Genomic DNA, 19,110 nt, shown 5'->3' with positions numbered 1-19,110 from the left:
CGCTAGCGCAGCGCCTCCGCCACCCCCTTCTCGTGCGGACCGAGGAAATGCGGATCGGGCCGCAGCAGGGCGTCCGCCGCCGCCTTCCCGGCCGCGAAGATCTCCCGGACGCCGCCGTACGCCCAGGTCACATCGTGTCGGGCGGCGACCCCGACGCCGTAGGAGTCGATGCCGGCCGCCGCGCACAGTGCCAGCGCGCGCCGGATGTGGAAGCCCTGGCTGACCAGCACCGCCCGGTCCACACCGAAGATCCGGTGCGCACGGCTGCAGGAGTCCCAGGTGTCGAAGCCCGCGTAGTCACTGACGATCTTCCGGGCCGGCACGCCGTGCCGCAGCAGATAGGCGCGCATCGCGTCCGGCTCGTCGTAGTCGTGTCGGCTGTTGTCGCCGGTGACCAGGACCGCGCGCACCGTGCCCCGGTCGTACAGCGCGGCGGCCGCGTCCAGCCGGTGGGCGAGATACGGGGACGGCTCGCCGTTCCACAGGCCCGCCCCGAAGACGATGGCGACCGGCGCGGCGGGCGCGTCCGCGACGCTGCGTACACGGGGGCCGGCGGTCGCATTCAGCCAGGTCGCGGGCGCCAGTGCGAGCACCGTCAGCACCACGACGCACTGGTAGGTGCGGCGCCACCCGCGCCGCGTCCGCGGCAGCCGTATGCGGCCCGCACCACCCCGTATTCGCCGTGCCAGCCCTCGCATCCGCTGCCCCCGTCCGTCATCGCGCCTGGTGTTCCCGATCGAAGTGTGTCCCGATCGGGGTGTGTCCCGGTCGGGGTGTGTCCCGATCGCGTTCGATCTCGCAGGCAGCGACGCCTGCCGGGCGGTGATGGTTGCACCGTGACCTGGCATCGTGGCAGGAGGAGCACCATGTCCCGGAGAGTCCACGAGAGCCCCGGCGAGCCCCGGCGAGTCCCGGCGAGTTCCGGAGAGGAATGCCCGACCATGACCACCGAGCCCGAGCGTCTGCCGTTCTTCGTCTACGGAACGCTGCGCCCCGGCGAGGCCAACCACGCCCGGTCCCTGCGCGGCCGCACCACGTCCGAGGAGCCGGCCCGGATCGGCGGCGCGCTGCTGTACGACGGCCCCGGCTATCCGTACGCGACAGCCGGGCCCGCGGAGGCGGTGGTGCACGGCGCCCTCGTGCGGCCCCGCGACACCGACTACGACCGGGTGCGCACGGCGCTGGACCGGTTGGAGGGCTATACCCCCGGCGATCCGTCGAACCTCTACGAGCGGGTGGTCACCGAGGCCGTGTGCCCGGACGGCAGGACCGTACGGGCCTGGGTCTACCTGGCGGCCGACCCCCTCGCCGCCCGGCTGCGCGCCACCGGCACCTCCCTCCCCAGCGGCGACTGGCTGAGCGACCCGGCCGCGCGCTCCCGGCGCCCCGGTGCCGCCGCGGGATCCGACCGCACCCCGGATAACCTGGACGACTCCTCCCGTACCGAGGCCCCTTCCCGTACCGCAGAACAGGTGTGACCCGCGTGGCTTCCTCTCCCGCCTCTCCCTCCGACGTATCCGCCCCCAAGCCGCTGCCCAAGGCCGAGCTGCATCTGCACATCGAGGGCACCCTGGAGCCCGAGCTGGCCTTCGCGCTCGCCGAGCGCAACGGCGTCAAGCTGCCGTACGCCACCGAGGACGAGCTGCGCCGCGCCTACTCCTTCGCCGACCTGCAGTCCTTCCTGAACCTCTACTACGCACTGATGGCCGTGCTGCGCACCGAGGACGACTTCGCCGACCTCGCGGACGCCTATCTCGCCCGTGCCAAGGAGCAGGGCGTACGGCACGCCGAGATTTTCTTCGACCCGCAGGCGCACACCGCACGCGGTATCTCGATCGGCACGGTCGTCAACGGCCTGGCCCGCGCGCTGGACCGGGCCCAGGAGAACTACGGCATCAGCACCCGCCTGATCATGTGCTTCCTGCGCGACGAGAGCGCCGAGTCCGCCCTGACGACCTTCGAGGCGGCCCGCCCGCACCTGCACCGGATCACCGCCGTCGGCCTGGACTCGGCCGAGGTCGGGCACCCGCCGGAGAAGTTCAAGGAGGTCTTCGCGCTGGCCCGGGAGGCCGGGCTCAAGTGCGTGGCGCACGCGGGGGAGGAGGGGCCCGCCGCCTACGTCTGGGAGGCCCTGGACATCCTCGGTGTGGACCGGATCGACCACGGTGTGCGCTGCATGGAGGACGAGCGGCTGGTGGCCCGGCTGGCGGCGGAGCAGGTGCCGCTCACCGTCTGCCCGCTGTCGAACGTCCGGCTGCGGGTCATCGACGACCTCGCCGACCACCCGCTGCCCGCGATGCTGGACGCCGGCCTGCTGGTGACCGTCAACTCCGACGACCCGGCCTACTTCGGCGGCTACGCGGACGACAACTTCACCGCCGTACGCGACGCCCTCGGCCTCGATGAGGAGACGCTGCGCACCCTCGCCCGCAACTCCTTCCGCGCCTCCTTCCTCGATGAGGCGACGCGTGAGAAGTACCTGAAGGAAGTGGACGCACACCAGGCGTAGGGCGGGTTTTTCGGATCGGCCCGGGCCCACGGGCGGCAGGGGCACGAGTTGTCCGCTGCCGCCCGTCCTTGCCACGGGGCCACCGCCGGTGGCAGCCGGACGGAACACGAAGTTCGCCGCGGGGAAACGGTCCCGCAACGCCCGGCTGCCAGGCTCACGCCATGACGGCGTCGATACCGCAGGATCCCGCCCCGGCCGCCCCGATCGACCTCGGCTCGGCAGCCCTCGCCGCCGAGATCACCGCACAGCTGAGCAGCCGGCTCAGCAAGGTGCGGCTGCGCGGCTTCAGCCACTCCGCCTCGCCCGTCCCCACCCTCGTCGCGGTGGCCCACGGCAGCCGCGACCCCCGCGCCCTGCCCACCGTCCGTGCGCTGCTCGACCGGGTCCGTGCGCTGCGCCCCGGCCTGCCCGTACGGCTCGGGCACATCGAGCTGAACCGGCCGCTGCTCGCCGACACCCTCGCGGAGCTGCACGGCGAGGCCGTTCTCGTACCGCTGCTTTTCGGCCATGGCTTTCACGTCACCCACGACCTGCCCGACGCGCTCGCGGCCGCACCGCACCTGACCGGGCGGATCGCCGCGCCCCTCGGCCCGCACCCCCTCCTCGCCGAGGCGCTGCACGGCCGCCTGCTGGAAGCCGGCTTCCCCGCCGGCCGGCCCCGGTCCGGCCACGATGCCGTGGTCCTGGCCGCCGCCGGCTCCCGCTCCGCGCGCTCCGCCCAGGACACCGAACACACCGCCCGGCTGCTCTCCGCCCGGCTCGGTGGCCTCCCCGTACTCCCCGCCTACGCCCACCCGTCGCCCGCCACCACCCCAGCGCGAGACGCTGCGCGTCGCCCCTCTGACATTGCGGCCGCCCCCACCGTCACCGAAGCGGTCCGTACGCTGACCGCCCGCGGCCACGACCGGATCGCCGTCGCCGGCCTGTTCACCGCACCCGGCCGCTTCGCCACCCAGTGCGCGGCCGCCGCCCCCCGGATCGCCGCCGCACCCCTGGGCGACCACCCCGCACTGGCCCGTCTCGTACTGCACCGCTACGACCAGGCACTCCTCGCACGTACCGGATCCGACCCCGAGAGCACCAGGGCGGCTACCGTCGCTGTATGACGGGCACACCACCGACCATCCCCGGCTACACCGCGGCCGACCTCGACCGCTGGGTCCCCGAACCCGACAAACGGCCCGGGCGCACCGCGTTCCAGCGCGACCGCGCCCGGGTGCTGCACTCCGCCGCGCTGCGCCGGCTGGCCGGCAAGACCCAGGTCGTCACCCCGGGCGGGCACACCCACGCCTGGGACGCCAGCCCGCGCACCCGACTGACCCACTCCCTGGAGTGCGCCCAGGTCGGCCGGGAACTCGGCGCCGCCCTGGGCTGCGACCCGGACCTGGTCGAGACCGCCTGTCTGGCGCACGATCTCGGCCACCCGCCCTTCGGGCACAACGGAGAGCAGACGCTCAACCAGGTCGCCGCGGCGTGCGGCGGCTTCGAGGGCAACGCCCAGTCGCTGCGGCTGCTGGCCCGTCTGGAGCCCAAACGGTTCGTGTCCGCCCCGGACGGCTCGACGGTCAGCGTCGGCCTGAACCTCAGCCGCGCCGCGCTCGACGCCGCCACCAAGTACCCCTGGCCGCGCGGCGCCCACCCCGAGGACCCCGCGTCGCCGAAGTTCGGGGTGTACGAGGACGACCTGCCGGTGTTCGAGTGGTTCCGGCAGGGCGCGCCCGACGGAGCACAGAGCTTCGAGGCACAGGTCATGGACTGGTCCGACGATGTGGCGTACTCGGTGCACGACGTCGAGGACGGGCTGCACGCCGGCCATCTCGACCCCAATGTGCTGCTCGCCGACGCCGAACGCGCCGAGATCTTCGCGGTCGCCGGTGCGCGCTATGCGCCGGGCGCCGACCCCGAGGAGCTGGCCGCGGCGCTGGACCGCCTCCTGGACCAGGAGTGGTGGCCGCACGGCTACGACGGCTCCGCGCTCGCCCAGGCCCGGCTCAAGGACGCCACCAGCCAGCTGATCGGCCGCTTCTGCCTCGCGGCCGAGGGCGCGACCCGGGCCCGGTGGGGGAGCGGTCGGCTCACCCGCTACCGGGCGGAGCTGGTGGTTCCGGCCGAAACGCGGCTGGAATGCGCCGTTTTGAAAGCCGTCGCCGACCGGTACGTCATGCAGCGCCCCGACCAGGAGGCGCTCCGCGCCGACCAGCGCGTGGTCATCGCCGAACTGGCCGAGGCGTTGCTCGCCCGCGCCCCCGACGGCCTTGACCCGCAGTTCCGTTCACTGTTCGACACGGCCCCCGACGACACCGCCCGTATGCGCGCTGTCATCGATCAGATCGCGGCCTTGACGGACACCTCGGCCCGCTCTCTGCACGCCCGGCTCACCCGTCGCCCTGGTAACGCCAGGGACAACCGAGGGTGACCCTAGGGGGGATGCCCCTCTTCCCCCCTCACGCTCCGTGCGGGACGCTCAAGGCGACCCTCGAAGACGACCGTTTTCGAACGGAGACCCTGACAACACCGCACACACCACCGTGGCACCACCGCACACACCACCCTGACACCAGCGCACGCACCACCGCACGCACCACACGGGCAACAACGAGCAGCGAACCCTGACAACAGCACACGGGAAACCCCGAATCACCAGCGAACGGGAACCCCGACCGCACCGCACACATCAACGGGGGAAGCAATCCGGGGGCACATCGGGGGCGTTTACGGACGCGGACGCGGACGTACGGCACCGCAACGAGGAGGAAGCAAGTGGTCGACGCACACCAGACGTTCGTCATCGTCGGGGGTGGCCTGGCTGGCGCAAAGGCCGCGGAGACTCTCCGCTCGGAGGGCTTCACCGGCCGGGTGATCCTCATCTGTGACGAGCGCGACCACCCGTACGAGCGCCCCCCGCTCTCCAAGGGGTACCTGCTCGGCAAGGAGGAGCGCGACAGCGTCTTCGTCCATGAACCCGCCTGGTACGCCCAGGCACAGATCGAGCTGCACCTGGGCCAGCCCGCCGTCCACCTGGACCCCGAGGCCAAGACCGTACGCCTCGGGGACGGCACCCTGATCGCCTACGACAAGCTGCTGCTGGCCACCGGCGCCGAGCCGCGCCGCCTGGACATCCCCGGCACCGGCCTGGCCGGCGTACACCATCTGCGCCGCCTCGCACACGCCGAACGGCTGCGCGGCGTACTGGCCTCCCTCGGCCGCGACAGCTCGGCACCCGAAGACACGGAGGAGAGCCGAGACGGAGCGAGGCGGAACGGCCATCTGGTCATCGCCGGCGCCGGCTGGATCGGCCTGGAGGTCGCCGCAGCGGCCCGCTCCTACGGCGCCGAGGTCACCGTCGTCGAGGCCGCCCCGACACCGCTGCACGGCATCCTGGGGCCCGAACTCGGCGGCCTGTTCACCGATCTGCACCGTGAACACGGCGTCCGCTTCCACTTCGGCGCCCGCTTGACCGAGATCGTCGGGCAGGACGGCATGGTGCTCGCGGTGCGCACCGACGACGGCGAGGAACACCCCGCCCACGACGTGCTCGCCGCGATCGGCGCCGCCCCGCGCACCGCGCTCGCCGAACAGGCCGGCCTGGACCTGGTCGACCGCACGGGTTCGACAGGTGGCGGCATCGCGGTGGACTCCTCGCTGCGCACCTCCGACCCGTACATCTACGCCGCCGGCGATGTCGCCGCCGCCGACCACCCGCTCCTGGACGCCCGGTTGCGCGTCGAACACTGGGCCAACGCCCTCAACGGCGGCCCGGCCGCCGCGCGCGCCATGCTCGGCCAGGACGTCAGCTACGACCGCATCCCGTACTTCTTCTCCGACCAGTACGACGTCGGCATGGAGTACTCCGGCTACGCCCCGCCCGGCTCGTACGCGCAGGTCGTCTACCGCGGTGACGTCGCCAAGCGGGAGTTCATCGCCTTCTGGCTCGGCGCGGACGGCCGGCTGCTCGCCGGGATGAACGTCAACGTCTGGGACGTCGCCGAACCCATCCAGCAACTGATCCGTTCCGGGGCGCCGTTGGAGCCCGACGCGCTGGCCGATCCGGAGGTTCCGCTGACCTCGCTGCTCCCGTAGCGTGCGCGTATGACGCAGAGCCCCACCGGTCCCACCGACCACGCCCACCCCGCCGGCTCCGGGTCCGGCGCCCCGGTCGTCACCTTCGACGACGTACGGGACGCCGCCCGGCGGCTGGCGGGCGTGGCGCACCGCACGCCGGTGCTGCGCTCCCGCACCCTCGACGAGCTGGTCGGCGCCGAGGTCCACCTCAAGTGCGAGAACTTCCAGCGCGTCGGCGCGTTCAAGTTCCGCGGCGCCTACAACGCCATCTCCCGGCTGTCACCGCAGCAGCTGGCCCGAGGAGTCGCCGCCTACTCCTCCGGCAACCACGCCCAGGCCGTCGCACTGGCCGCCCGGGAGCTGGGCAGCCACGCCGTCATCGTGATGCCCGAGGACTCCCCGAAGTCCAAGACCGACGCCACCGCCGGATACGGCGCCGAGATCGTCCGCTACGACCGCTACACCGGCGACCGCGTCGCCCTCGGCCGTCAGCTCGCCGAGGAACGCGGCCTGACCCTCATCCCGCCGTACGAGCATCCGCACATCATCGCCGGCCAGGGCACCGCCGCCCTGGAGCTGATCGAGGAGACCGGCCGGCTCGACGCGCTGCTGGCGCCCGTCGGCGGCGGCGGGCTGATGGCCGGCTCGGCCACCGCCGCCACCGCACTCGTCCCCGGCATCCGCATGATCGGCGTGGAACCGGAGACCGGCGACGACACCCGCCGCTCACTGGCCGCCGGCCACCCCGTCACCATCCCCGTCCCGCGCACCATCGCCGACGGCCAGGCCGTCGACACCCCCGGCGCACTGACCTTCGCCATCAACCAGCGCCTCGTCGACGCCGTCGTCCTGGTCAGCGACGACGAGATCCGCGCCGCCATGAAGCTGGCCTTCGAACGCCTGAAGATCGTCACCGAACCCAGCGGCGCCAGTGCCCTGGCCGCCCTCCTCGCCGGTCGCATCGACCCACTGCCACCCCGCATCGGCGTGATCATCTCCGGCGGCAACGTGGGCCTGGACCGCTTCATGGAACTCCTGGGCTGACCGACCGATCGCCAGCCCGCCCGCGTCCCGCAACCTGAGCGACCCGCCTCGTGAACCGACACATGACCGGGGTGGAGCCGCCTCACGAACCGACATGTGGCCGGGAGTGTCCGACCCCCGCCGTAGAATTCACGCGTGGCAGGCAGGATCAACGATGACGACGTGAAGGCGGTACGGGACGCGGTCCCGATCGACGCCGTCGTGTCCGAGTACCTCCAGCTCCGCAACGCCGGCGGCGGCAACCTCAAGGGCCTGTGCCCCTTCCACGACGAGAAGTCCCCGTCCTTCCACGTCAGCCCGGCCAAGGGCCTCTACCACTGCTTCGGCTGCCAGGAGGGCGGCGACACCGTCGACTTCATCATGAAGATCGACCACCTCTCCTTCGCCGAGACCATCGAGCGGCTCGCCTCCCAGGCCGGCATCACCCTGCGCTACGAGGAGGGCGGCTACACCCCCGGCCGCCAGCAGGGCGAGCGCACCCGCCTGGTGGAGGCCCACAAGGCCGCCGCGCAGTTCTACGTCGAGCAGCTGGACGGCCCCGAGGCCGAGATCGCCCGTAAGTTCCTGGCCGAGCGCGGTTTCGACCAGGCCGCAGCCCAGCATTTCGGCGTCGGCTACAGCCCGGCCGGCTGGGACCACCTCACCCGCTTTCTGCGCGGCCGCGGCTTCAGCGACAAGGAGCTGGTCCTCTCCGGCCTCTCCCAGGAGGGCCGCCGCGGCCCCATCGACCGCTTCCGCGGCCGTCTGATGTGGCCGATCCGCGATATCGCCGGCGAGGTCGTCGGCTTCGGCGCCCGCAAGCTCCGCGACGACGACAACGGCCCCAAGTACCTCAACACCCCCGAGACCCCCATCTACCGCAAGTCCCACGTCCTCTACGGCATCGACCTCGCCAAGAAGGAGATCGCCAGGACCAACCGCGCGGTGGTCGTCGAGGGCTATACGGACGTCATGGCCTGCCACCTGGCCGGCGTCACCACCGCCCTCGCCACCTGCGGTACGTCCTTCGGCGAGGGCCACATCAAGATCCTCCGCCGCCTCCTGATGGACAACTCCGGCTCCGAGGTCGTCTTCACCTTCGACGGCGACGCCGCGGGCCAGAAGGCCGCCCTGCGCGCCTTCGAGGACGACCAGAAGTTCGCCGCCGAGACCTCCATCGCCATCACCCCGGGCGGTATGGACCCCTGCGATCTACGGCTCGCCAAGGGCGATGCGGCCGTCGCCGATCTCGTCGAGGCCCGCACCCCGCTCTTCGAGTTCGCGCTGCGCCATGTCGTCTCCCGGCACAACCTCGACACCACGGTCGGCCGCGCCGCCGCCCTCGACGAGGCCGCCCCCATCGTCGCGAACATCAAGAACAGCGCCATCCAGCACGAATCCGCCGTCCAGCTCGCCGGCATGCTCGGCATCCTGGACACCCAGTTCGTCGTCCGCCGGGTCAGCCAGCTCGCCCGCTGGGCCCGCGAGCGCGGCCGCGAGGGCGGCGGCCCCGACCAGGGCCGCCAGCAGCGCCGCGGCCAGGCCCCGCCCCCCGAGCAGGCCCGCACCGCGCCCGGCCCGCGCGGCCCGGCGCTCAACCTCCGCAGCCCCGCCCACCGCGTCGAGCGCGAGCTCCTCAAGCTCGCCCTGCAGCGCCCCGACCTGGTCTCCCCGGCCTTCGACGCCTACGGGACCGACGAGTTCACGGCGCCGCCGTACGCGACGGTCCGCCAGTGCATCGAGGACGCCGGCGGCGCCGCGGCCGGCGCCGCCGACAGCGCCTACGTCCCCCGGGTGCGCGAGGCCGCCCCCGACGACACCGTCCGCGCCATGGTCACCGAGCTCGCCGTCGAGCCCCTGCACACCCGCCGGGATCCCGACGAGTCCTACGCCGGCGTCCAGTTGGTCGCCGTCCGCCTCGCCGCCGTCAATCAGCGCATCACCGAAATCCGCGGCACCCTCCAGCGCCTCGGCCCCCGCGCCGACCCCGAACACCTCGCCGCCGTACAGAACGAACTCTGGGTCCTCCAGCAGTACGGCCAGTCCCTGCGCGAGCGGGGCTACGCGGCGCTCTAGGCGCGTCACCCGTCACCAACGTGCCCGGACAACACACCCGGCGCGTCCGCCACTCCCCGGGAAACGCCCCGCGGTAGCCGTTCGGTCACGGACCGGACTCAAAAAGTGCTCGCACGCCCCTCGTGGCGGGAGTGTGTCGTACTCCACACTGAGAGCGGTGCCTGAGTCCTCGGAGCGCGGCGGGTCCGGTCGCACCGCACCGGAAACCCCCGCGGAACCGCTCTTGACGTACGGGACGGCCGGCGGCTCGGCCGCAACCGTGCCCGACCTTTCTGCCGCCTCAGCTGCGATCACCCTGGAGGTCGCCCCCGTGCAGACCCGGACCCTCGCCGACGCGCCGGCCGCCACACCACCGGTCACGGAGCCGGTCACGGAACCCGTCGCAGGAGCGGTCGCCGGGCCGCTCCTGGACCCGGTCACCGAGCCCCTCACCGTGCCTCAGCAGGCCGAACCACCCGCCGCCGAGATGCTCACCGAGGAGATCACCCCGGAGCCGGAGCCGGAGCCGGAGCCGGAGACGGAGCCGGTGTCGGAGACGGAGCCGGTGTCGGAGACGGAACCGGTGTCGGAGCCGGCGCCCCGCGCCGACACGAGCGGCCCGTCCTCCGACCTCTTCCGCCAGTACCTCCGCGAGATCGGCCGGATCCCGCTGCTCACCGCCGCCGAGGAGGTCGAGCTCGCGCGCCGCGTCGAGGCCGGTCTCTTCGCCGAGGAAAAGCTCACCAACACCCCCGACCCGGCCTCCCAACTCGCCTACGAACTCGACCAGTTGGTGGTCCTGGGCCGCATGGCCAAACGCCGTCTGATCGAGGCCAACCTGCGCCTGGTGGTCTCCGTCGCCAAGCGCTACGTCGGCCGCGGCCTGACCATGCTCGACCTCGTCCAGGAGGGAAACCTCGGACTGATCCGTGCCGTCGAGAAGTTCGACTACGCCCGCGGCTACAAGTTCTCCACGTATGCCACCTGGTGGATCCGCCAGGCGATGTCCCGCGCCCTCGCCGATCAGGCCAGAACCATCCGCGTCCCGGTCCATGTCGTCGAGCTGATCAACCGCGTGGTGCGCGTCCAGCGCCGGATGCTCCAGGAACGCGGCTACGAACCGACCCCCGAAGAGGTCGCCACCCACCTCGACCTGACCGAGGAACGCGTCAGCGAGGTGCTGCGACTGGCCCAGGAACCGGTCTCGCTGCACGCCCCCGTGGGCGAGGAGGAGGATGTCGCCCTCGGTGACCTCATCGAGGACGGCGACGCCGCCTCACCGGTCGAATCCGCCGCGTTCCTGCTGCTCCGCGAGCACCTCGACGCGGTCCTGTCCACCCTCGGCGAACGCGAACGCAAGGTCGTCCAGCTCCGCTACGGCCTCGCCGACGGCCGCCCGCGCACCCTGGAGGAGATCGGCCGGATCTTCGGCGTGACCCGCGAACGCATACGCCAGATCGAGTCCAAGACCCTCAACAAACTCCGCGACCACGCCTTCGCCGACCAGCTCCGCGGCTATCTGGACTGAGCGCGCAACGTACGGACAGGCCCGGGTCCGCCCGCGCCTCCGTACGTCACGCCTCCCTACGTCACGCCTCCCGCTGGAACGCCCCCGGATGCGCCTCGTCGCGCACCGCCCCGTACTGCTGGCGCACCGCCTGCCCGACCGGCAGTTCGTCGCCCGGCTCGAAGACCTGGCTCGTGGCCGCCGGCCACTGGGGCGGATCGATCCACACGGGCCCGCCGGCCGGCCCGGCCTCCGCGCCGGCGGCCGGGGTGAGCGTGCCGTGCGCGACCCCCCACGCCCAGGCCGCCTGCCGCGCCGCACCCAGCGCCGCGTACTCCGCCGGCTGCGGCACCACGACCTGCACCCCGAACAGCCCCGGTGCCACCGCCTGGATCGCGCCCAGCTCCGCGGCCGCGCCCAGCAGGAACACCCGGCGCACCGCCACACCCCGCCCGCGCAGCACATCCAGCGCATCCGCGAGTCCGCAGAGCATGCCCTCCACGGCCGCCCGCGCCAGATGCTCGGGCTTCATGCTCTCCCGCCGCATGCCGTGCAACGACCCGGCGGTGTGCGGCAGATGAGGCGTCCGCTCGCCCTCCAGATAGGGCAGCAGCACCATGCCGTACGCACCGGGCGACGACTTCAGCGCCAGATCGGACAGGCCCTCCAGATCCGTCCCCAGCATCTCCGCGGCACCGCGCAGCACCCGCACCGCGTTGCTGGTGTGCACCACCGGCAGATGCCGCCCGGTGGCGTCCGCGAACGAGGTGATCGTGCCGCTCGGATCGACCAGCGCCTCGTGATGGATCCCGAACACCGACCCCGAGGCGCCCAGCGACACCACGGCGTCACCCTCCCCGACGCCGAGCCCGAACGCCGCCGCCATCGTCTCGCCCGTACCGGCGGAGATCAGCAACCCCTCCGGGGTGAAACCGGCGGTCCCGGAGGGGCTCAGCACCTCCGGCAGCCGCACCTGATGGCCCAGCGCCAGCTCGATCAGATCCGGCCGGTACGACTCGGTCGCCGCCGACCAGAACCCGGTCGCCGAGGCCCCGCCGCGGTCCGTCGTACGCCGCGCCGGCCGCCCCAGCAGCTGCCAGGCCAGCCAGTCGTGCGGCTGCATGACCTCCGCTATCCGGGCCGCATGCGCCGGCTCGGTACGCGCCAGCCAGCGCAGCTTCGTCACCAGGTGCGCCGCCTGCGGCACCGCCCCGACGGCCTGCGCCCACGCGGTACGCCCGCCCAGCGAGTCGACCAGGTCCGCGGCCGCGCTCTGCGCCCGCTTGTCATTGCCCACCAGCGCGGGCCGTACGAGATTGCCCTCGACGTCCAGCGGCAGCAGACCGTGCTGCTGCGCCGCGACGCCGATCGCCTGCACCCCTTCGAGCAGCCCACCCCCCGCTGCCTCGCCGAGCGACATCAGCCATGCCTGCGGATCGACCTCGGGCCCCTTCTCGACAGGGTGCGGCGCATACCCCTGCCTGATGACGGCACCCGTGTCCGCATCGCAGACGACGATCCGTGTGCTCTCGGACGAACTGTCCAATCCGGCGACTATCCCCATGGCCCCAGATGATGCCCCATGGGACGCATAAGGAAAGAGTCAGGGTTTGCCCCGGGAGGGTGCCGCCCCGGGTTCCGCCTCAGGTATTGCTCGTGCCCCACTCGTCCTCGTCGGAGGCGCGCTGCTCCCGCAGCGAGCGGACCCGTTCGCTGACGGGCCCGGGCAGCCGGTCCCCGACCTTGGCGGAAACCGCCCCGAACGCCTTCGCCGCCGTCTCCCGCCCCGTCAGCGCCACGGTCTCGGCGCTGTTGCGGACCGCCGGATTCTGCGCGACCCGCTGGGCGGCCTTGCGGAGCTGCTCGTACCGCTCGCGGCCGGCCCGTGCGCCGAGCACGTACCCCGTGGCCAGTCCCGCGATGAACGTGAGCCGGTAGCGCATCGCTCCACCTTTCCCTCTCGTCGGTCCCGTCCGGTGCCGTACGCACCGGGGTGCCGGGCTGTGCCGCGCGCCTACCCTCCGGGGCCGGAGATCACCCGAGGTGACCTGAGGCGATACCGATTGGCGGAGCACCCCCCTGCTTGCGCTAATGTATGTGTCGCAGCGAGCGCGCGCCGTCCGGAGCCCCGGACAGCGGTGCATTCGAGGCACACAGAGCGATCCCCTGTAGCTCAATTGGCAGAGCAGCCGGCTGTTAACCGGCAGGTTACTGGTTCGAGTCCAGTCGGGGGAGCTCGGTCCCCTGTAGCTCAATTGGCAGAGCATTCGGCTGTTAACCGGAGGGTTACTGGTTCGAGTCCAGTCGGGGGAGCAGAGAGAACGAGGACCCCGCAAGGGGTCCTTTTTCTTGTGCCGTGGAACCGAATCCCCAATGATCGAAGTCCTCTTGGGCGTGCGCGGTCGCGCGACGGCAGCCCTCACGGGCAGCAGATCGTATGAGCAGCTATGCTGCGGCAGACGGCGCGCACAAATGTGCGCGACGCGCCGTGAGGGGGCGGTAGCTCAGCCGGTTAGAGCAGCGGACTCATAATCCGTCGGCCGTGGGTTCGAGTCCCACCCGCCCCACTCCGGCTCCCAGGGCGAAGATCCTTTCTACCTGGGGGAGAAGCAGAAAGAAGGGCCGCCACGCGAGCGTGGCGGCCCTTCTGCACCCCGTTGGACCAAGATCCAGGGGACACGCAGGGGACACGGGGACCGATCCGGGGGCGGGACGGCTTACGCGGCCTTGCGGCGACCGCTTGAAGCGCGGCGTGCGGACCTCCCAGCGGTAGGAGGCAGGCCCTGCGGTAGCGCCCAGCCGTCGACTCGCGGAGCTTTGGAACGAGCGATAGTGAAGTGCGTGAGTGAGAAGTCCGTCCGCTGTTCCTCCGGGTAGCGGTCGTTGAAGTTCTCCACCCGGACCAGCTCCAGGCCGTTGGCCGTGCAGTGATCGCGTATCCACTTCACGGAGGCGTTGGCCGCGTCCTCCTGGCCCCGGCCGGCCAGCTCGGTCATCCCGAGGAGATCGGAGTCCGGCTGGGTCTGCGCTCCAACGGCCCAGGTGTCTCCCAACTGCCGCGCGCCGTGGGTGAAGAAGATGCCGATGTCGCCCTGCCAGGCTGTCTCGGGGATCTCCAGCGCGGTGCGCACCTCGAAGGGGACGTCGCGGGGGACGACCGCCATGACCGACTCGGCCTCGGCCCGCGTCATCTCGGGCAGCAGGCTCGTGTAGGTGTCGGAGGTGATCTGGCGCGAGGAGTGCCCCAGCTTCTCCTGGACCACCTTGATGTCGGTGCCGGCGAGCAGGGACAGCGTGGCGGCGAGGTGCCGCAGATCGTGGAGGCGGACCGGCGGTAGGCCGGACAGTTCCACCAGGCGTGTGAAGCGTCGCGATATCCAGTCGGGGTGCAGTTCCTCGCCGCTCTCGTGTGTCCACGCGCGGCCGGTCTCGACGTAGGCGTCGGCCCACTCCTGGCGTTTCTGCTCCTGCTTCGCGCGGAAGCTGACCAGGTTGTCGCCGGACTCCAGGCTCAGCGACAGGGTGCGTACGCTGTCGGACTTCGGCGCTTCGCCGTACAGCTTCTAGGCGACATCCACGATCTGCTGGGAGATTCGCAGCCAGAGCGCATCGGTGTTGACCTCCGTCCAGGGCGGCGCGGCCATCTCGCCGCGGCGGGGGCCGAGGAAGATGAACGAGTGCCACAGCTCGTAGAGCCAGTCGTCCTTGACGAAGTCGAGGAACTGGCCGGTCAGCTCCGGTGTCCAGACCATGACCGGGCCGGGCTTCTCGCCGGTGCGCTTCCAGTGTTCGATGCGCTCGGGCGTCCGGACGAGCGGCTTCGGTCGGGTGACCGGTGGCAGCTCCACGAGCTGTGCCCAGTTCTTGGCGAAGGCTTGCTCCCGCTTGATGCCCCACGTCAGGGCGGAGGAGAGCGTGTCGTTTGATGCGGTGCATGGTGGCGGCGGAGGTGACTTTCCGCAGCCCCTTCTTGCCCTCGCGGAGCGCGGCGTTCGCCTCGAGGAACGCTCGGCGGGCGGCGCGGCGCTCCTCCTTCTTCCCGGCCGCCCTAACCCAGGTCCGGTGTGCGGCGTCGCGATCCTCCTGGAGCTGATCGACGCGGAGGCGGTGGAGAACCCTCTCGGCGTTCTCCTTCTCGATCGCGTCGTACATGAGGTCGAGGTGACGGACCTTGAGGTCGCGGCGCTTGATGTGCCCCAGGTGAGGGAGCCCCCGCACCAACGACATCATCAAAGAGTTCCAGCCCACAACCGACCGCGACTTCCTCGCCGTCCTCGGCAGCACCGCCCTCAACTTCGAAAAGCAGTGCGCCACACCGCTCGGCCAGGACGCCGCGCTCGACACCACGCACGCGCTCATCGACATCGCAATGCGCCGGTTCCGAGACGGCGCGACCGAACTCGGCCAAGAGCTGACCGCGCGGATCATTGTGGGTCTCCAAGACGACGGAGCCGTGGATGGCGGCCCTGCCTTCGCCGAAGAAGACGACCTCCTCCACGCCCGACGCCTGTGGGCCTACCTCGCCCGCCACTGCGCCGCCCCGTACGCCCAAGAGGCGGTCCCGGTCCTCACCCTGCTCGCGTTCGTCGCCTGGCGCCAACAGGACCTCATCACCGCCCGCCTCGCACTCGAGCAGGCAATCGCCACCGACCCCGACTACGAGCTGGCTCCCGGCATCCACCTCGGAACCATCGACGGCGAAGACCCCCGAGAACTCCTCGCTCTCGCACGCCAAGCCCGAGCCGAACGCATCGCCGGCATCTAACCCCCCGACCAGGCAGACACCCACACGTCATGACCACCGCGGCAGCCCCGTCGCACCGCCGGGGCTGCCCCACCCCGAAAGCCCCGCGCATGAACACCCCGCCTGAACCCGTCGGCGCCATCGCCCGCCACGCCACATATCTGCCCCGCTCCTGGGACAAGACCCAAAACGTCCGCGACGTCTGGTGCATTGACAGGGACCGATCCGCACCACCCATACGGGGATCGAGAAACGGCACCTGCCCGGAGCGACGTCAGGAGGCGGCTACGACCTCGCGGTGGAACCCCCGAAACGGGGCCGCGGTCGGCCTCGTGCAGTTGGTCACTTGCTCAGTGACCGGGGCGGCATCGTCAGCGCCGTCAGGGCCCTGAGCCGCTGAGCCGCCCCGCCGACCTGTGGCTATACGTGCCAGGTATGTGGGCCGAGTACAGGGTGGGCAGCCCGGCCGGGGCGAAGGTGCCCGCCCCAGCAGCAGGAGCTCCCCCGTGGCACACAGCCGTCGGCGACACGCTGGCTGCGCCCGGGCGTACGTGTGCGCGTCTGGCCACCGAGGGATGAGGCCGGCGATGAGGCCCGTTCGGACCAATTCTGGTTGGCATGCAGCTGCTCAGGGATTTCTAGTAGAGAGTGAACGGCCAACCAACTGCCTCGAAAGGGTTCCCCATGCCTGAATTTACTGTAACCGTGTCGATCGACGATAAGTCCATCGAAGAAATGACAAACTATGTCCTCTACGGTTTCAAGGCCGTGAAGACCGCAGATTCGCAAACCAGCCCCATCGTCTGGTTCGCGAGCACGGACTACACCACGACAACCGACATCTCTTGGCACACGGAATACCAGTCGTACGCCGCTCCGTACAAACAGTCCGGTCCGGTCTCCTCGTACAGTGCCAGAGATATCACGTTGGGGAAGACCATGAAAATCAAAAACAAGAAGTGTTTGGGTGAAGTGAGTGGTGACCCGGATCCCTCGAAGCCCATCAAGGTGATGAACGGACTCGATGACACTCAGTTCAGGACAGGGATCGCCCAGAGGCCGTCGCTCACCAATGAGTTTCGTCCGCTCTGCGTATCGAAGATCATCGCTGATGGCACGAATGCTTTTATGCCGGTCGAGAAGATCATGCTGATTTTTGCCACGGAAGCGGTTGACGAGGGGGCGGTCATCACGCAAGCCTTCTCGGCCGGACTGCTCATCGATGTGACCGGCGCATCGGAAAGGAAGGTCAATTTCAGTACGAGTAATTCATGGAAATGGGATGCGGGTGCGCCGTGGGCGAAAAAAATCACTGCCCAAGAAGACATCACCAAGCATCTGGTGGTTGGGCCGAAACTTGAACTGCTGGCCTGAAGCGGGAATGGTAACGGCTTCTGCCCCGGCGTCACTTGGGAGTCGTATCGACGAGCCGCAGCGTCGAAACTTCCAGAGAAAGGAGGAGCGTGACCAGATATAAAGTGACCGTGGTGGTCGACGGGAACACTTCAGCCTCCGGAAGCGAAAGGGCTAGACTCTACGGCCTCAAAGCAGCAGGCGACAATCATTGGCAGAGCAAACCACTCGTCTGGTTCGCCACGGAGGAATATGCAAGCCGAACCAGGATCGAGTGGAACAGCCAGTGCTGGATCTACATTGCCAAGGCCCGCCACGACAAGGAGCCGCTTACGTCCTATAGTCCGCACGAATTGTTGTACGGAGAGCAATTCGTGGCGGAGAGTGAGTCGGGGATCGGGAAAAAAGAAACATATAGGGACGTTTCTCATATGGCTGTCGTCAATGACGCCGGGAAAGATCTCCGAACGGGCCTGGCGGGGCAGATCTCAGTAGCCGACATCTCCCTGGAACACGCTCCCTATTGCGAAAACCCTCTGACCAGCCATGCGACGACCACCCTCAGGGCCGTCGAGAAGATGCTGCTCACGGTCTCCCAGTCGCCCGATGATGCGAAAATCAAGAAGGGGACCGTTGTCGACAGTGCGTTGTCACCAGGCGTACTGATCGATGCAAGTGCCAGCGGCGAAGAAAAGAAAGTCCACTTCGACGAGAACACAGGCTCCTGGAGTTGGCCCGAAGGAGCCACATGGGCAACCGCTGTCAAACGTGGGGATAATCTCACCAGCCGCCTCATCGAAAAATGGTGACGCGCCTTCCCGCCAAGACTTAGGGATTGTCTGGCGACCCGGAAGGTGTCAGATCGGGTAACTCGCCCAACGAGGGTCAGGAGTGCTCGACCAGCGCCGGAACGGAAGGAACGACTGAAGATGCCCATCAAGCGGACGGACGGCGAAAAATTCAAGGGAATCCAGGCCAGCGAGAAGCAGAAGACACAACTCAAAGAACTCTGCCAGGAGTTGACGGACAAGTACCCGCAGCTTTGGAGCAAGGCCGGAACCATCGTCGAGGACACCAAGATGAAGATGCGCGTCGACCGCCAAGGCAAGCTGAGCAAGCCGTTCGTGGGCATGAACATCCAGGCCCAGACCGGCAAGGAGTCGCTCGCAGCGATAGGCCTGGCAGAGACCCTAAGTGACGGCAAGATGCCCGAGGAGGGCCAAAGGGCCGTGGAGGAAGAGGTCAAAGCCGCTCTGCAACACAGCGCCGAATCGGGGAAATGGCGGTATGTCACAGGCACGTATCCCTGAGCAGCCTGGCAGGGGCTGCGTCCGCCGGGGCGCCATGGCCTCGGTCGGGTAACGCCGCCAGCGGCGATGAGGGTGCCGGGTACGTGGGTGCTACCAGATGATGGGGGCGCTGGACATCGCTGGGGGGTGCCGCCGAGGAGGTGTCCGGGGCGGCGAGGGTGCCGCGCTGGCGGACCTCGTATTGGTGCGCTGTGTCCGCAGTGGCGGAGTGCCAGGCCAGGCGCAACATCTTGCAGGTGTTCTCGGGATCGGTGGCGAGTGAGCCGAGGATGATGGCCGGCCCGGTGGGTGGGGGTGGGGTGGTGAAGGGGCTGTCGTGGACGGCGATCTGGCCGATGCGCAGTTCGTAGGAGGGTTCGTGTCCGCGGCGGTGATGTGCAGGCTGAGGCGGATGATGGTGTGGCCGGCGTAAGCGGCGAGGGGTGCTGTCAGGGTTTGCCGGCCGGTGCCTGGTGTGCCGGTCAGGTCGACGGTGGTGAACGTCGTGGGGGCGTCGGTGAAGGCGAGGGCCGCCTTCAGGCTGGAGTCGGTACCGGCGGGAGTCTTT

General features: G+C 70.0%; 17 protein-coding genes and 3 tRNA genes. 15 read left to right on the top strand and 5 right to left on the bottom strand.

Translation table 11 applies throughout. From position 1 onward, the window contains the following. Positions 1-2: 2 nt before the first annotated feature. The gene (locus tag KI385_RS15505) at positions 3-698 is read right to left on the bottom strand and encodes a SanA/YdcF family protein (protein WP_238572805.1); all 696 of its coding nucleotides are present in this window, start codon (positions 696-698) and stop codon (positions 3-5) included. Positions 699-941: 243 nt separating this feature from the next. Here KI385_RS15505 and KI385_RS15500 point away from each other — a divergent pair, with 243 nt between their 5' ends. The 8 genes from KI385_RS15500 to KI385_RS15465 all read left to right on the top strand — a co-directional run bounded on the left by KI385_RS15500 (position 942) and on the right by KI385_RS15465 (position 11,177). Further along, positions 942-1,478 carry a gamma-glutamylcyclotransferase family protein gene (locus tag KI385_RS15500; RefSeq protein WP_425356915.1) on the top strand — a complete coding sequence of 179 codons (537 nt, stop codon included), beginning with the start codon at positions 942-944 and terminating at the stop codon, positions 1,476-1,478. A 5-nt stretch (positions 1,479-1,483) separates the two neighbouring features. Further along, a complete protein-coding gene (locus KI385_RS15495) occupies positions 1,484-2,509 on the top strand; it encodes an adenosine deaminase (protein WP_238572804.1) in 1,026 nt (341 codons plus the stop codon). 161 nt (positions 2,510-2,670) lie between these two features. Continuing rightward, positions 2,671-3,615, top strand: a complete 945-nt coding sequence (locus tag KI385_RS15490; RefSeq protein WP_238572803.1) for a sirohydrochlorin chelatase — start codon at positions 2,671-2,673, stop codon at positions 3,613-3,615. Beyond that, positions 3,612-4,925, top strand: coding sequence for a deoxyguanosinetriphosphate triphosphohydrolase (locus KI385_RS15485; RefSeq protein ID WP_238572802.1), 1,314 nt, complete (start codon positions 3,612-3,614; stop codon positions 4,923-4,925). Before KI385_RS15490 ends, KI385_RS15485 begins: the two co-directional genes overlap by 4 nt. A gap of 344 nt (positions 4,926-5,269) precedes the next feature. Next, the gene (locus tag KI385_RS15480; RefSeq protein ID WP_238572801.1) at positions 5,270-6,589 is read left to right on the top strand and encodes an NAD(P)/FAD-dependent oxidoreductase; all 1,320 of its coding nucleotides are present in this window, start codon (positions 5,270-5,272) and stop codon (positions 6,587-6,589) included. Between the two features lie 9 nt (positions 6,590-6,598). Next, positions 6,599-7,615 (top strand): threo-3-hydroxy-L-aspartate ammonia-lyase, encoded by a 1,017-nt coding sequence (locus KI385_RS15475; protein ID WP_238572800.1) that lies wholly within the window; start codon positions 6,599-6,601, stop codon positions 7,613-7,615. Positions 7,616-7,750: 135 nt separating this feature from the next. Beyond that, positions 7,751-9,670: a DNA primase gene (gene dnaG / locus KI385_RS15470; protein ID WP_238572799.1), complete on the top strand. Its 1,920-nt coding sequence runs from the start codon at positions 7,751-7,753 to the stop codon at positions 9,668-9,670. 157 nt (positions 9,671-9,827) lie between these two features. Further along, the gene (locus tag KI385_RS15465) at positions 9,828-11,177 is read left to right on the top strand and encodes an RNA polymerase sigma factor (protein WP_238572798.1); all 1,350 of its coding nucleotides are present in this window, start codon (positions 9,828-9,830) and stop codon (positions 11,175-11,177) included. A gap of 61 nt (positions 11,178-11,238) precedes the next feature. Here the strand turns inward: KI385_RS15465 and KI385_RS15460 are convergent, their stop codons facing one another. Next, positions 11,239-12,720, bottom strand: coding sequence for an FGGY family carbohydrate kinase (locus KI385_RS15460; RefSeq protein WP_238572797.1), 1,482 nt, complete (start codon positions 12,718-12,720; stop codon positions 11,239-11,241). 79 nt (positions 12,721-12,799) lie between these two features. Beyond that, complete coding sequence (locus KI385_RS15455; protein ID WP_238572796.1) at positions 12,800-13,099, bottom strand: YtxH domain-containing protein; 300 nt, start codon at positions 13,097-13,099, stop codon at positions 12,800-12,802. A gap of 219 nt (positions 13,100-13,318) precedes the next feature. On the opposite strand from KI385_RS15455, the gene KI385_RS15450 reads away from it, so the two are divergent. The 3 genes from KI385_RS15450 (at position 13,319) to KI385_RS15440 (ending at position 13,723) form a co-directional block, all read left to right on the top strand. Further along, positions 13,319-13,391 (top strand) — tRNA-Asn (locus KI385_RS15450). Between the two features lie 5 nt (positions 13,392-13,396). After that, positions 13,397-13,469, top strand: a tRNA-Asn gene (locus KI385_RS15445). A gap of 180 nt (positions 13,470-13,649) precedes the next feature. Next, positions 13,650-13,723 (top strand) — tRNA-Ile (locus tag KI385_RS15440). Positions 13,724-13,873: 150 nt separating this feature from the next. Here the strand turns inward: KI385_RS15440 and KI385_RS15435 are convergent. Together KI385_RS15435 and KI385_RS15430 are read right to left on the bottom strand one after the other, a co-directional pair. After that, complete coding sequence (locus tag KI385_RS15435; RefSeq protein ID WP_281066981.1) at positions 13,874-14,548, bottom strand: tyrosine-type recombinase/integrase; 675 nt, start codon at positions 14,546-14,548, stop codon at positions 13,874-13,876. A 171-nt stretch (positions 14,549-14,719) separates the two neighbouring features. Next, positions 14,720-15,004, bottom strand: coding sequence for a hypothetical protein (locus KI385_RS15430; protein WP_238572794.1), 285 nt, complete (start codon positions 15,002-15,004; stop codon positions 14,720-14,722). Between the two features lie 377 nt (positions 15,005-15,381). Between KI385_RS15430 and KI385_RS15425 the strand changes: the two genes are divergently transcribed. From KI385_RS15425 to KI385_RS15410, 4 genes are all read left to right on the top strand, one after another. After that, positions 15,382-15,921 (top strand): DUF4192 family protein, encoded by a 540-nt coding sequence (locus KI385_RS15425; RefSeq protein ID WP_342593522.1) that lies wholly within the window; start codon positions 15,382-15,384, stop codon positions 15,919-15,921. A 684-nt stretch (positions 15,922-16,605) separates the two neighbouring features. Then, positions 16,606-17,274, top strand: coding sequence for a hypothetical protein (locus KI385_RS15420; RefSeq protein ID WP_238572792.1), 669 nt, complete (start codon positions 16,606-16,608; stop codon positions 17,272-17,274). An 89-nt stretch (positions 17,275-17,363) separates the two neighbouring features. After that, the gene (locus KI385_RS15415) at positions 17,364-18,062 is read left to right on the top strand and encodes a hypothetical protein (RefSeq protein ID WP_238572791.1); all 699 of its coding nucleotides are present in this window, start codon (positions 17,364-17,366) and stop codon (positions 18,060-18,062) included. A gap of 120 nt (positions 18,063-18,182) precedes the next feature. Beyond that, positions 18,183-18,563, top strand: a complete 381-nt coding sequence (locus KI385_RS15410) for a hypothetical protein (protein ID WP_238572790.1) — start codon at positions 18,183-18,185, stop codon at positions 18,561-18,563. Positions 18,564-19,110: the final 547 nt, after the last annotated feature.

It is taken from the genome of Streptomyces inhibens (genome assembly GCF_022221585.1).
Lineage (GTDB): Bacteria > Actinomycetota > Actinomycetes > Streptomycetales > Streptomycetaceae > Streptomyces > Streptomyces inhibens.
This window is presented reverse-complemented; position numbering and strand designations above follow the sequence as displayed.